The following is a 13,713-nucleotide window of genomic DNA, read 5'->3' on the forward strand; positions in this document are numbered from 1 at the left end:
AATAGCTTTTAATTTAAATAGTACTGTTTATTTTACTTACAGCAAAGAATGACAAGTCATTACCGCTGGTTTTTCGACTCCCATTAATGCTAATATAGTTGGAGCAATATCACCAAGAACTCCGTCATGAATCACTCTCAAGTCTTTGTCTACTAAAATAATTGGAACTGGATTTGTAGTATGTGCTGTATTTGGACTTCCGTCAGGATTCATCATAGTTTCACAGTTTCCGTGATCCGCAATTACGATGGTCGTGTAATTATGAGCTAATGCTGTAGTAATTACTCTTTCCACGCACTTGTCAACCGCTTCACATGCTTTTATTGCAGCACTCATAATTCCGGTATGTCCTACCATGTCGCCGTTGGCAAAATTAAGACAAACAAAATCTACTTCTTCTTTCTCCAGTTCAGGAATCAAAGCATCTGTCAATTCAAAGGCACTCATTTCCGGTTGCAAATCATAAGTGGCAACTTTTGGAGAGTTTTTCAAGATGCGGCTTTCGCCAATAAATGGCTGTTCTCTACCACCGGAAAAGAAGAAAGTTACATGTGGATATTTCTCGGTTTCGGCAATGCGAATTTGCTTTTTATGTGCTTTTTCTAAAACTTCCCCAAGAGTTTCCGTAATATTATCTTTGTTGTAAACGACTTTTACGTTTTGGTAGGTTTCGTCATAATTAGTGAGGGTTACATAATACAAATTGAGTTTGTGCATGTTTTGCTCATGACAATCCATTTGAGTCAATACTTCCGTTAATTCTCTACCTCTGTCCGTTCTGAAATTGAAGAAAATAACCACATCATCTTCTTCAATAGTAGCTAGTGGTTTGTCATATTCATCAACAATAACAGTTGGATGAATAAATTCATCGGTTACATTGACTTCATAACTTTCTTCTATAGAAGCTACTGCATTGGTTGAATGTGTTCCAATTCCATTAACTAATAAATCGTAGGCGAGTTTTACTCTTTCCCAGCGTCTGTCGCGATCCATTGCATAATAACGTCCCACAACCGAAGCTAGTTTTACCGTAGTATTAGCAATATAATCCTGCAAATCCTGAATGTAATGTTTACCGGATTTTGGATCCACATCACGACCGTCAGTAAAGGCGTGAACGAAAACTTTTTGTAATCCGTGTTGTTGTGTCGCGTCAATCAACCCACGTAAATGAGAAGTATGAGAGTGTACACCACCATCAGAAACTAATCCTAAAAAGTGCACTTTTTTATTATTTATTCTGGCATAAGTAAAGGCATCAACTAAAACGTGCTCTTTTGCTAAAGTATCATGTGCAACGGCAAGATTAATTTTGGCTAAATCCTGATAGACAATTCTACCGGCACCAAGATTCATGTGTCCTACTTCGCTGTTTCCCATTTGTCCTTCAGGAAGTCCAACATTTAAACCGTCAGTTCGAAGTTGAGCACTTGGGAAATTTCTATATAAACTGTTAATAAATGGCACATTGGCATTATCAATTGCTGATACTTTAGGGTCAGGAGATTTTCCCCAACCGTCCAAAATCATAAGAATTACTTTTTTGTTCATTATACTATATTTTAAACAAAGATAAAGTATTTCTAAAAATGTTCGAATGAATGAAAATCACTATTATACATTCGGGGGTTAACAATAACAAATAATGATTATTTTGTTGTGGAAAGTTGTCTTTTTTAAAATTAATGCATTTAGATTTTATTCTTAACCTGATTGTAATCTATAAAATAACGCACGCTTATTGAGAAAACATGACTCAATGCATCGTTATTGAGTAAATTGGTAACATTGTCTTTAAACTCTTTATTGATGACTCTTTCAAAGGCACCAGCATTATTTCGATATAAAATAGAAACTTGACTTCCGGGCGCAAACCACCAAGAATAGGATACGTCAGCATTCCAAGAGTAAAAGCTCGAATTTTTATTAACTGTATATCCTGCAAAATCAGCGAGTCTTCCGTTTTGTTCTAGTGATAAAATATTTTTATTTTCGGCGAAGGACCAGTATTGACGCAATGAAACATTAAACGTCATTTGACTGTTCAAAGAATATTTCCCAGAAAGCGTATTGGAATACGTAATTACATTTCTATTGGCAAAAAGTACCGTGTTAGGTGTAGCCAAGTTCATGTCATCATTAATGCTGTCAATATATCCTTTATTATTGTTTTGTCTGAAAAAATTGAAGTTGTAATTCAGGGATAATTTGTCATTAAAACGATATCTTGGACCCACAGAAAAGCCATAGGAATTTCTTCCTGCTTCATCAAAAAAAGCATAAGAAGGATTTAGATCAATAGCAAAACTATTATTGTAATTGGTTGAAACATATAGATAACCTCCAATTTTAGTTGGTTTTATTACATATCTGTCAGCCGTTCTGGGTTCGTAATAATCATATGTTTCTAATGCATTAGCATCAATACCAATTCCGAAAAAGTGATTTTTTTTGTTTTTAGAATTTATCTCAAAATTGATAGTACTGGATTGAATTTTACCCGTTTCTTTTTGAAATTGTGAATAAAGACTAAGGTAGGCATTAAAGCTGTTAAAGACCTTTGTAGGATTAAGGATTCTATAACTTGTATTGCCATATAAACTGTAATAATTAGTTTCAAAATTGATTCCCAAATCATTGCTGTTGAACTCTTTGGTGACCATGTTGCCACCAAAACCATAACGGTATTTTCCGCTGGTTTCCGCGAAATTTAGTTGGGAATTAATCCCTTTTTTATCTTCAACGGCATTAATATAACTGTATTTAAAATCTCCCGAAAGGTTGTAGGTATTTTTCTTAGTATTCAAATCCCAAACTAATGCCGTAACGTTTCCATCTCTAAAACTTCCGTTTCGAGTCACATTCGTGTTTACAAACGCAACTGAGGAATTTTTGCGAAAGCGTTGATCCAGCACTAAAACATTGTAATTTGCAAGTGGTTCTACTACTTCTTTTCGGACTTCTTGGGTGTCGTTATTTCGAATAGTTGCGGAAGTTTTTTCGGTAACGGCATTTAAGATTCCAACTCCCAACCCATTTTTGGTTCTACCGGATATTTTTAAAGCATTTATAAGATTCACACTTGCCGGATTATCAATAATCTCTTCATCTGCAGCAGCGGTAGGATAATTGATTGGATTTCCTCCAATTCGTCTTGAATAAACTAAATTCCCTTTGCTGAATAAATCCGTTCCTTCTGTGAAAAAAGGTCTATTCTCGTTAAATTGTTGTTCGAATGGCCCTAAATTCAGAATTTGGTCATCGTATTTTGTTTGTCCAAAATCAGGAATAAGAATCATATCCAGCGTAAAAGCATCGTTTATTCCATACTTCAAATCCAATCCGCCTTTTAGTGTTCCGTATGTTTTTTGTTGTGCATTCGCATTTACATAAAAAGAAGAATAAGGTAAAAGGAAGAGTCGAGTGGGTGGTTTTATGTTTTCAATTCCTTCCAAAATTCCCGTTTGTTGGGTGAAAGTTCCTAGTTTTGAATCAATGAAATTCCAAGTATATTTATGACGATCTCGTCTAATTTCCCTGAAAAAATTAAGACCCCAAGTTTGTTTATTCTCACCAGAAAAACGCAGCGCTGCGTATGGAATTCTTATTTCTACAATCCAGCCTTTATCCGTGATTACGGCTTTACTTTTCCAAACGGCGTCCCAGGAATAATCCTCGCCATTGGTATCGGTGGTAATGCAATCGGCTTGTCCGTCTGCAGCATTGACAAAAAATTGAAAATCTTGTTGCCCATCATTAAAACCATTTACAAAAACACCAAAAAGGTCCGAAGTACCAAAATTATCTCGTTGGGTAATTTCTCTTAAAATTTTAGCAGGATTTTCATCATACATAAAGGCTCCAATATATATGGCGTCATTGTCGTATAAAACTTTTACTTCAGTTCTCTTATTTTCTGGAATTGCTTTGCCATTGTCTGGGTCAAACATAATGAAATCACTGGCTATTGCAGCTGTTTGCCATGTGTTTTCGTCTAATTTCCCGTCGATTTCTATTTTTTCTGAAATGAATTTTGTTTGTAAAACTTTTTTTTGGCTGAAGCCAAAAAAACTTAGTAATAGAAAACAAAATAATAACTGATTTTTCATAAAACGATTGATTGGTTGATTGATGTATAACTAAAAAAACCAAAATAGCTTGAAATAAACAAATTTCCAATCCATAAAATGGTTTGGATTAATAGACTCCCTTTTCATTTGAATGTTACAGTTTGATTTGAAAATTAAAATTTATTTTTCACTGCATTGTAATCAATAAAATAACGAATGCTTACGGAAAGAACATTAGTAAGGTCGCTGTTGAAAATACTTTTTAGATTTTTAGATAAATCTTTTTCGACTACACTGGCTCTTTCAATTCCATAGTTACGGTACAAAATGGCGATTTCACTTCCGGGGGCAAACCACCAAGAATAGGATAAATCGAAGTTCCAAGAATTAAAATTCCTGTCTTTATTTTCTGCGTATATGCTGTTTGGAGCTAAATAACCGCTGTTTTGCAAGGTGAAAAATTCATGATTTTTAGAGTATGACCAGTAATAACGCGCTGTTACGTTAATTGTCATTTTGTTGTTTAACGAATATTTACCCGTTAGGTCATTTTGAAGAATTTCGCGATTACGTTCGGCAAAAATGATTCCAGTTTCATCAGAGTCAACCCAGCCTCGATAGTTGCTTTGGTTAATATAATCCATTGTAAATGAAAGAGATAGCTTATCGTTGAATCGGTATTTTGGACCTAGATAAAGACCGTAATTGCCTCGGCCAGTCTCATTGTATTTTGTGAACGACGGTTGGATAGTTATGGAAAAAGCATTGTTTTCATTAGAAGCGAAATTTATAGCAGTAAAAACTTTTTCAGGAATAAAGACATATCTTTCGTACTCACGAGGTTCATAAAAGTCGAAAGTTTTTAATGGTGAAAATTCAACTACAAACTCTAAGTAATCGTTGTGTAATGTTGTTGCTTTTATTTCTGTTCCAAATGCACTTGTCTGTAATTTTTTGGAGGTGTTTTCAATTTCAAAATTAATATATTGATTCAGTCTGAAAGTATTAAAAATTTTAGTTGGATTTACAATTCTGTAACTCCCATTTGCATAAGCATTATGATAATTGGTATAAAAATTAATTCCCAAATCATTTACATCATAGTTTTTTGAAACATATTTCCCAGAAAGTAGATATCGATATTTCCCACTGGTTTTTCTAAAATTTAATTCGGCTTTATAACCATCGTAATCTTCAGCGGTATTGATAGTGCTGTATTTAAAATCCCCGTATAAATTATAGGTGTTCTGTTTGGTGTTCAAATCAAACAATAATGCCGATACATTTGCGTCTCTGAAATCCCCATTTCTCGTAGTGTTTGCATTGACAAAGGAAACGGATGAGTTTTGGTTAAAACGTTGATCCAAAACGAGCATGTTATAATTAGTCAATGGTTCGATCACTTCTTTTCTGATTTCCCCGGTGTCATTATTAAAAATAGTAGCTTTAGTTTTTTCAGTAACGGCATTGAGAAATCCGATACCCAACCCTTTTTCAGTGCGGCCAGATATTTTCACGGCATTCAATAAATCTACCGTACTTGGATAATTAGTTATTTCTTCATTTGAGGCAGTTACCGGTTCAGTGCTTGGAGCACCGCCAATTCTTCGAGAATAAAACAAACCTCCTTTATTAAATAAATCAGTTCCTTCGGTAAAAAACGGTCTATTTTCTTCTAGTCGTTGTTCGAAAGGTTCTAAATTTAAAATCGCATTGTCAAATTTTGTCTGCCCAAAATCAGGTACCAAAATCGCATCTAATGTAAACGAGTCGTTAATGCCATATTTGATATCCAACCCCGCTTTTAAAGTCGTGTCAGAACCAATATTACTTTGTTGATAGTAAGCTGATGAATATGGAATCAAGAAAAGTCGGGTAGGAGTTTGTATACTTTCAATTCCTTGAAGTATTCCCGCTTGTGGAATTACGGCTCCAATTTTAGTGTCAATCCTGTTCCACGTATATTTTTGTACATCGCGCTTGATTTCGCGCATGAAGTTTAGCCCCCAAGTTTGTTTGTCCGCTTTCGAAAATCGTAAAGCAGCATAAGGAATTTTCATTTCCACGACCCAGCCAAATTCTGTGATTGTTACTTCGCTGTCCCAAATGGCATCCCAAGTAAAATCTTCATAATCTTCTGTTGCTAAACAATCCATTTGAACTCCTGCGGCACTTACAAAAAACCTAAAATCTTGTTGCCCATCATTAAAACCATTTATATAAACAGAAAAATGATCTGACACTCCAAAAACATCTCTATTGGTGATTTCTCGTTGAATTTTTTCGGGTTCATTGTCGTAAAGCATTGCCGATATATAAATCGCATTGTTGTCATACAATACTTTTACCTCTGTTTTTTTATTGCTGCTTATTGGTTTTCCATTATCTGGTTCAAACATTACAAAGTCCGAAGCTACTGAAGCTGTTTCCCATACTTTCTCATTTATTTTTCCGTCAATTATTAAATTTTCAGTAATGGATTTTGCTTGAAGGGCTTTTTTTTGGCTGAACACATTGAAACCGAAGAATATTAAAAAAAATAGGACAGTAGAGTATAATTTAGACATAAATTGGGATTGATTATAAACAAAAATAACAAAATTAACATGGTAATTGTGTTATTTGTTATTTTTCACTCAATATTTCATCCTGTTGTACGTTATAAATGGACTAAAGTTTTGTTAAAAATGTTTTGATTCTTATTTTTTGACGTACGTTTGCAATCCAGAATTAATTTATAACTTAAAGATAATCAATGATTTATAATCTATTTCCTACCATTTTTTTTGTACTGTTTTCCTTCTCTTCGAGCAAAACAAGCTTTCCTGAACACAATGATATTAAACCAATACTATACGCCAAAACGGTAGAATCTACTGTTGATGCTAAAATTGAAATAGCATACAATAATTTGCATTCTGATAAATTTGCTTTACCTAAATTAGAGAGCTTTACAGAAGCTTTAAAAGGATATTATGCGCTGAAAGAAAAAGGATTGATTAAAAAAGACGTTTTAACGTTAATCGATTTTAGTTTGTCTTCGAATACCAAAAGACTTTGGGTGATTGATTTAATTACCGGAGATGTGTTGTTTCATTCTCTTGTTGCACATGGAAGAAATACGGGAAATGAATTTGCTTCTAATTTTTCAAATTCAGCAGAATCGTATAAAAGCAGTTTGGGTTTTTATGCTACTGGTGAAATTTATAATGGTAAACATGGAATGTCACTTAAATTAGATGGTTTAGAAAAAGGAGTTAATGACAATGCAAGAGCAAGAGGCGTGGTGATGCATGCGGCTGATTATGTTTCTAATTCATTTATAAAAAACAATCACAGATTAGGCAGAAGCCAAGGTTGTCCTGCTGTGCCGGTAGAATTGTCTAAAGAAATTATTAGTGCAATAAAAAATAAATCATGTTTCTTTATTTACCATCCGTCAAGAATTTCAAAATTTGGAGCAGAATCAATTTCTTAATTTAGGGTGTAAATCAGCATCTAAATTGTAAATATCATCTCTAAAAATCAGTTTGTTATTTTCGCTCCAAGCAGTCCAGTATAATAGGTGAAAGGAAACTTCTTTTTTAATTTTTACAAATTTTGTTTTTTCATTTTGCAAGATTGTTGTAATCTTTTCCAGATTCCAATTGATGGTATCGTCCAACAAATATTCGGTTAATTCTAATGGATTGTCTACTCTGACACAACCGGAACTCAACGAACGATCTATTTTGTCGAAATAATCCCTGTGATTGGTGTCGTGTAAATAAACAGAGAAGCGGTTTGGGAAAATAATCTTAACCATTCCCAACGAATTAAAAGTTCCCGGACTTTGTACGTAACGATAACTTTTGGCTTGCGATAATTGCCATTCGTAAGGACTTATAATTCTTCCATTGCGATCAAATACCTTAATATTAGATTCGGCTAAATACCTTCGATTTTTTAAAATGGCAGGAATCACATCTTCCCGCAAAATGGTAGGAGGCACAGTCCAAGTTGGATTAAAGACAACCTGAGTTAATTTAGACGATAAAATCGGTGATTTTCTTTTGGCTCTTCCTACTATTACTCTGTGTGTTCTCAGTGTATCTTTATTTTTAATTAATGACAATCTGTAGTCAGGAATGTTAATAATTACATATTCTTTTCCCATTTCTTTAGGATACCATTTCCAGCGCTCAAGATTTACTATAATTTGCTGCATTCGTTGTTTTTTGGAAAAATTGAGTGAAGCAATTGTTCCTGGTCCAATTATTCCATCCATGGCTAAACCATGACGATTTTGAAACTTTTTTATGGAAAGTATTGTTTCTTCATCGTAAATGGATGTTAAGCTATCCTGAAATTGGAGCTCTTTCCAATAAATTAATCTTTTTTTAATGTCAATTAAGGAAGGATTTGTGTCGTGTGGAGCAATTAGTTGCTCAACTTTTAATGCTTTAAAGTTATCTTTAGGAAACGAATTAATCAATTTTAATGCTTTTTTTAATCTTTTGTAAACAATATGGTTGGGTTTCAATTGTTCTATTTTGTCTACTAGGGAATCGGTGTTCAGTAAATCAGTCAACGTTTCATTTATGTCAATATAGTTTTCTTTTAAATCCCAATTTTTATATAGTTTTTTGGGATTCAGTTTTCCATTTGTTAAATGTGAAATGTATTTTTGAAAACTCGAGGTCAGTAAAATATCATATTTGGCTATATCAGACTCGTTCAGTGTCGCTGATTTTTTTTCAAAATTACTCAATGTTTTTACGTTGTAGTCTTCTGGATTTAATCCTTCTTCTTCGGAATTGAGGAGTACTTCCAAAATTATTTTTCTATTTTCCTTAGATTGCCAAATCGTTCTGTAATTAGTCGCTTTATAAAAAGCCGAAAGTGTTTTATTGTTAAAAGAAGTTAGTAATGCAGCGTCAATTCTAATGGATTTATCTTTGGGTAAAACAGGAGGATTTGAAATATCATTTTTCAAGATTACCTCACTTTTTAGTTCTTCCTTTTTGCAACTAATAGTTACACAGATTAACAATATTAGAACCAACGTCTTCATCATTCATTTATTTAGACATGATAATGTATTCCTCAACTCCTTTTATTTTAAAAGGCAATCCTTTGACTTGATATTCCATTTTTTCAGGGTATCTAATGCTTCTTTTTGCGCAAAATATCTCCGAATTTTGAATTATTTTTTTTCAAAACCCTTTTTTCAGGCTCTTTTAAAATTACATTCTCTGGATTTAAAACTGTTTTTCTGCCCCAAGTGCGGGATGTCTTACTGAAAATGCTTCAAAAAACGATAATTTTTTTGATATTTTAGATTGTTTTTTTTAGTGTAATAAAGGTATAATAATTTCATATTAAATTCTTTATGATTTTTATATGCTTTATTAAAAAAGATCGTGCGGGTAAGTTTGTGATTTTTTAAGAAAAAAACTTGCATTGAAGCAAACTTATTAAGTATATTTGCACCGTTGTAAATGCGAAAGTAGCTCAGTTGGTAGAGCTCCAGCCTTCCAAGCTGGTTGTCGCGAGTTCGAGCCTCGTCTTTCGCTCTAAACCTCAAATTTAGGTTTGAGGTTTTTTATTTTACTGTTTTAATGCGAAAGTAGCTCAGTTGGTAGAGCTCCAGCCTTCCAAGCTGGTTGTCGCGAGTTCGAGCCTCGTCTTTCGCTCTTCAAAGCCGAAACTTAATTGTTTCGGCTTTTTTTGTAATTTATTTTAGCATTACTTTAAAAAACTTAAATCAGTGCTACTTTCCAATTCTTCTGGTGCTTGATTTTGTCTAAACAGGCGTGCAGTCAAATCGCCTTTCAAGATGATTTTATCTCCTTTTACATCCAGCCAACTTCCTTCTCTTAATCCTAAAACGGGTACAGAATTATAAGCATGAAACTCTTTTATTCTGGTTTCACGAGTTTCTCCCATGTGTTTTGAATTGGTGTCAGGATCTAAATAATGTGGGTTTAAATTAAAAGGAACTAATCCCAGCGTCTTAAAACTTGGAGGATAAACAATTGGCATGTCATTTGTCGTTTGCATCGTCAATCCACAAATGTTACTTCCTGCACTTGTTCCTAAATACGGAGTTCCATTTTTTACGACTTCAGAGAGAATTTCCATACAATTATTTTTGTATAATTGGGATACCAAAACAAAAGTGTTTCCACCTCCGGTAAAAATTCCTTCGGCATTTTTTAACGCTTGAATGGCATCTTCAAACTCATGGATTCCGGTTACTTTTTTATTTATTTTGGCGAAAGCCAAGCATATCATTGCAGTATATTCTTCATGAGAAATACCTCCGGGTCTTGCATAAGGAATAAACAGAATGGTATTGCAGTGTTGAAAATGCAATTGCAATTCAGGTAATAAATAGTCCAGATAATTCTGGTTTGCAAGAGTAGAAGTGCTTGCGATTAGTATATTTTTCATTTTTTGGTACATAATTTGTGCTAAAGGTATTAAATCAGTCTTTTTTATTTCACATTTTTAATTAACATTTTTTTACCAACCCATTAGTAATTAATTTGGAACGCATTAAGATACTTTTACAAGGTGTGAATGTCGGATTTAAAAAGGGATGATTAGAATTGTGTACTTATACTTAGCTTTTGTAGCAACGAATGTTGCAGCACAAGAAACGTCTCGAATAAAATTGAAAGGAAAAGTGACTTCGGATGTTTCAGTTCTGGAAGGAATTTATGTGATAAACTTAAAAAGTGAGCAAGCATTAGTAACGGATAACGAAGGAAATTTTTCGATATTAGCTAGAGTAGGAGATACATTACTATTTACTGAAGGGCAGTTCAAAGAGATTAGAGTTAGCCTAACCCTGAAGGATTTTGAACAAGAAATGCTTGCTGTGAAAATGATGCCCGTAGTAAACCAATTGCGGGAAGTAATTGTAAGAAACGGTATTAATGCGGTTTCAATGGGGATAGTTCCAAAAGGACAAAAAATATATACTCCGGCAGAACGAAAGTTATATACAGCTAGTAATCTTAATGCCACTGCTAATGCGGGGACTATGATGGGTGGATCAATCTCAGCGGATCCATTATTAAATTGGTTTTCAGGAAGGACAAAAATGCTTAAAAAAGAAGTTGAAGTCGAAAAGAAAGAGTCTTATTTGAGGCAGCTAGAGAATATGTTTACCGTGGACTATTTTGTAAATACATTAAAAATACCGGCTAAATATGTCAAAGGATTTGAATACTATATTGTTGAAAACGAAAGATTTGTGACTGTTCTGAAATCTAAAAATGTAACGATGACGACTTTCTTAATGGGAGAATTAGCTACTAAATATAAAGAAATTATCGCCGGTGAAAATTAAAATTACGCTACAGTTTATTGTTTTTTTGTTCGTGCAAGTTCTTTTTGCTCAAACGGACAACGTAAAGGAGCTTCGAGGAAAAATTATCGCCGATTCTGTTGCGGTTGATCGCATTACCATTGAGAATGTAACAACGGAAAAAACTGCTTTTTCGAATGGGAATGGTTACTTTACTATTGCTGTAAAAGAAGGCGATGTTTTGGTATTTACTGCGGTTAATTTAGAAGGTCTCCGAATGAAAATTGACAAACAGGATATGCTGCAGGAAGTTATTACGGTAACGATGCTTCCCAAAAGTATTATTTTGAAAGAAGTTATAGTGAGTGAATCTTCCATCACGGCAGAAAGTTCAGGGATTATACCTTACGGTCAAAAAAAATATACAGCCGCCGAGAGAAAATTATACACGGCAACTTCTGGCGGGGGTATCGATGGATTACTGAATGCAATTTCAGGTCGGAAAGCCATGCTGAAAAAAGAGATTGTAATTGAGAAGAAAGAACAATTATTGGCAAAAATAGAATTTCTTTTTGAAGATAAATATTATATCGAAAGCTTAAAAATTCCAACAGATTATATTAAAGGATTTCAATATTACTGTATTGATGATCCTGGTTTTGCTAATGCTTTACGATCCAAAAACAAAACAATGGTTATGTTTTTGATTGTTAAGCTTGCCGAAAATTACAATGAAATTATTGCGGGCGAAAATAAATAGAATACTGTTGATCGTTTTATTTTAAGGTGCCAAATTTCTTTTGGGCAACTTCTGTTAAAAGCTGCTTCATGGAAAATCAGAGTCGATTTGGCTTAAATAAGTGGAATAAATGTCTTAAATTTAGTAAACAAAAAAACTGCTGTCATAAATAGTGATGGAAATTTTTTATTTTGGCAAAAGCCAATGGCATGTTGGTCTTTACATCGGTAAATTTGTAACCGAGTTGAAGAATGCTCAGAATAAAGGATTTAGAAAAAAAATAATACTTAAAAAATCAAGATGAAAACAAGAATAAAAATCATTTGTTTAATTTTATTTTGCCAATTTTCTTTTGGTCAAAATGAAAGTAGAAAGTCCTTGCACGGTCAATTCATTAATGAATCTATTATAGTAGATCATGGATATGTTTTTAATTTAAATTCAAAAACGAGAACTTTTATAAGTGATCAGGGTTTTTTTGATGTTTTGGCGAAAGCCAAAGATACGTTGCTTGTTTCGAGTAATTTATTCAAGTCAAAAAAAATAGTAATAGAGGAAAAAGACTTTGCAAAATCGTTATTTGTGATTAATTTAGAAACACAAACTACCCTGCTTAATGAAGTTATCGTAAAGCGTAAAGCTGAAATTAAACCTATCGTTGGCGATACGCAGCGTATTGTAGATTTGCAATTTGTAGATGATGAAAAATCATCTCCCATCAATAGAACAATGCCGTCAGACGGAACCATAGAAAACGGAATGGATTTTGTTAGAGTATTCAAAATGGTTTCGAAATTGTTTAAAAAGGATTCGGAAGAAAAAGTAGGTTTGAATCCAAATGTAGATTTTTCGGATGTAGTTTCGAAGGGAATGGATGCTTATTTCTTTACCAATACTTTGAAGTTGAAAAACGAGGAAGTTGGACTTTTTCTGGATTATTGCGAGGGTGATCCAAAATCAAAAAGCCTTTTGAAACAAGAAGACGAATTTTTACTAATTGATTTTTTAATCACCAAGAACGAAGAGTTTAAAAGAATTACTACTTTTGAAAAATGAGAAAAACAATCATAATCACTTTTTTTGGACTATTATTTTTAACGATGACTTCTTTTAGTGTGCATAAATTTTATGTAGCATTATACCAAGTAAATTACGCTCCCCAAAAGAAAATGCTTCAAATCACCGCTCGTATTTTTGTTGATGATTTGAATAGCGCCATTGGAAAAAAGTATGCTAAAAAAATCAATTTAGGTTCCGAAAAAGAAACAGATGAAGATTTGATTTTGTTGAAAAAGTATTTAAGCGAAAAATTCACCATAAAAATAAATGGACAACCTAAGTCCGTGAATCTTTTAAGTAAAGAAATGGAAGGAGATGTACTTATTTGCTATTTAAGTATTAAGGAAATTCCTAAAATCAAATCTCTCGAAATTTATAACACCGTTATCATAGAAGGAAATTCAGAGCAACAGAATATTATGCATTTTAATGTGGCTGGAGTAAAAAATACATTACTATTTACAGAATCCACATCCAAGGGAATGTTAAAATATGAATAAATTTAGAGAAATTTGTTTTAAATTATTATTTTCACGCACTGATAA

Annotated in this window: 10 protein-coding genes and 2 tRNA genes; 7 read left to right on the forward strand and 5 right to left on the reverse strand. The window is 33.2% G+C overall.

Annotation, left to right across the window (positions count from 1 at the left end):
- Window positions 1-36 precede the first annotated feature (36 nt).
- From gpmI to ACNQGD_RS01695, 3 genes are all read right to left on the reverse strand, one after another.
- On the reverse strand, window positions 37-1,554 hold the full coding sequence (gene gpmI, locus ACNQGD_RS01685) for a 2,3-bisphosphoglycerate-independent phosphoglycerate mutase (protein WP_417998085.1): 1,518 nt from the start codon (window positions 1,552-1,554) through the stop codon (window positions 37-39).
- Window positions 1,555-1,694: 140 nt separating this feature from the next.
- The gene (locus tag ACNQGD_RS01690; protein ID WP_417998086.1) at window positions 1,695-4,112 is read right to left on the reverse strand and encodes a DUF5916 domain-containing protein; all 2,418 of its coding nucleotides are present in this window, start codon (window positions 4,110-4,112) and stop codon (window positions 1,695-1,697) included.
- A 134-nt stretch (window positions 4,113-4,246) separates the two neighbouring features.
- Window positions 4,247-6,640 (reverse strand): DUF5916 domain-containing protein, encoded by a 2,394-nt coding sequence (locus ACNQGD_RS01695; RefSeq protein WP_417998087.1) that lies wholly within the window; start codon window positions 6,638-6,640, stop codon window positions 4,247-4,249.
- A 188-nt stretch (window positions 6,641-6,828) separates the two neighbouring features.
- Between ACNQGD_RS01695 and ACNQGD_RS01700 the strand changes: the two genes are divergently transcribed.
- A complete protein-coding gene (locus ACNQGD_RS01700) occupies window positions 6,829-7,551 on the forward strand; it encodes a murein L,D-transpeptidase catalytic domain family protein (RefSeq protein WP_417998088.1) in 723 nt (240 codons plus the stop codon).
- On the opposite strand, the gene ACNQGD_RS01705 is transcribed toward ACNQGD_RS01700, so the two are convergent.
- Window positions 7,540-9,129 carry a L,D-transpeptidase family protein gene (locus ACNQGD_RS01705; protein WP_417998089.1) on the reverse strand — a complete coding sequence of 530 codons (1,590 nt, stop codon included), beginning with the start codon at window positions 9,127-9,129 and terminating at the stop codon, window positions 7,540-7,542. The genes ACNQGD_RS01700 and ACNQGD_RS01705 overlap by 12 nt on opposite strands.
- A gap of 426 nt (window positions 9,130-9,555) precedes the next feature.
- Between ACNQGD_RS01705 and ACNQGD_RS01710 the strand changes: the two genes are divergently transcribed.
- Together ACNQGD_RS01710 and ACNQGD_RS01715 are read left to right on the forward strand one after the other, a co-directional pair.
- A tRNA-Gly gene (locus tag ACNQGD_RS01710) sits at window positions 9,556-9,628 on the forward strand.
- Between the two features lie 47 nt (window positions 9,629-9,675).
- Window positions 9,676-9,748, forward strand: a tRNA-Gly gene (locus ACNQGD_RS01715).
- Between the two features lie 52 nt (window positions 9,749-9,800).
- On the opposite strand, the gene pepE is transcribed toward ACNQGD_RS01715, so the two are convergent.
- Window positions 9,801-10,508 (reverse strand): dipeptidase PepE, encoded by a 708-nt coding sequence (pepE, locus tag ACNQGD_RS01720; protein ID WP_417998090.1) that lies wholly within the window; start codon window positions 10,506-10,508, stop codon window positions 9,801-9,803.
- 148 nt (window positions 10,509-10,656) lie between these two features.
- Between pepE and ACNQGD_RS01725 the strand changes: the two genes are divergently transcribed.
- The 4 genes from ACNQGD_RS01725 to ACNQGD_RS01740 all read left to right on the forward strand — a co-directional run bounded on the left by ACNQGD_RS01725 (window position 10,657) and on the right by ACNQGD_RS01740 (window position 13,668).
- Window positions 10,657-11,412 carry a hypothetical protein gene (locus tag ACNQGD_RS01725; protein WP_417998091.1) on the forward strand — a complete coding sequence of 252 codons (756 nt, stop codon included), beginning with the start codon at window positions 10,657-10,659 and terminating at the stop codon, window positions 11,410-11,412.
- Complete coding sequence (locus tag ACNQGD_RS01730; protein WP_417998092.1) at window positions 11,402-12,130, forward strand: hypothetical protein; 729 nt, start codon at window positions 11,402-11,404, stop codon at window positions 12,128-12,130. The genes ACNQGD_RS01725 and ACNQGD_RS01730 overlap by 11 nt, the downstream gene beginning before the upstream one ends.
- A 279-nt stretch (window positions 12,131-12,409) precedes the next feature.
- On the forward strand, window positions 12,410-13,165 hold the full coding sequence (locus tag ACNQGD_RS01735; RefSeq protein ID WP_417998093.1) for a hypothetical protein: 756 nt from the start codon (window positions 12,410-12,412) through the stop codon (window positions 13,163-13,165).
- Window positions 13,162-13,668 carry a DUF6702 family protein gene (locus ACNQGD_RS01740; RefSeq protein WP_417998094.1) on the forward strand — a complete coding sequence of 169 codons (507 nt, stop codon included), beginning with the start codon at window positions 13,162-13,164 and terminating at the stop codon, window positions 13,666-13,668. The genes ACNQGD_RS01735 and ACNQGD_RS01740 overlap by 4 nt, the downstream gene beginning before the upstream one ends.
- The last annotated feature ends 45 nt before the right edge of the window (window positions 13,669-13,713 follow it).

The sequence above is a fragment of the Flavobacterium glucosi genome (assembly GCF_048286535.1).
GTDB lineage: Bacteria > Bacteroidota > Bacteroidia > Flavobacteriales > Flavobacteriaceae > Flavobacterium.

Coding starts and splice junctions, on each gene's coding strand:
- ACNQGD_RS01725 (WP_417998091.1), top strand. CDS start 10,657: ATGATTAGAATTGTGTACTTATACTTAGCTTTTGTAGCAACGAATGTT.
- gpmI (WP_417998085.1), bottom strand. CDS start 1,554: ATGAACAAAAAAGTAATTCTTATGATTTTGGACGGTTGGGGAAAATCT.
- ACNQGD_RS01700 (WP_417998088.1), top strand. CDS start 6,829: ATGATTTATAATCTATTTCCTACCATTTTTTTTGTACTGTTTTCCTTC.
- ACNQGD_RS01705 (WP_417998089.1), bottom strand. CDS start 9,129: ATGATGAAGACGTTGGTTCTAATATTGTTAATCTGTGTAACTATTAGT.
- ACNQGD_RS01735 (WP_417998093.1), top strand. CDS start 12,410: ATGAAAACAAGAATAAAAATCATTTGTTTAATTTTATTTTGCCAATTT.
- ACNQGD_RS01695 (WP_417998087.1), bottom strand. CDS start 6,640: ATGTCTAAATTATACTCTACTGTCCTATTTTTTTTAATATTCTTCGGT.
- ACNQGD_RS01740 (WP_417998094.1), top strand. CDS start 13,162: ATGAGAAAAACAATCATAATCACTTTTTTTGGACTATTATTTTTAACG.
- ACNQGD_RS01690 (WP_417998086.1), bottom strand. CDS start 4,112: ATGAAAAATCAGTTATTATTTTGTTTTCTATTACTAAGTTTTTTTGGC.
- pepE (WP_417998090.1), bottom strand. CDS start 10,508: ATGAAAAATATACTAATCGCAAGCACTTCTACTCTTGCAAACCAGAAT.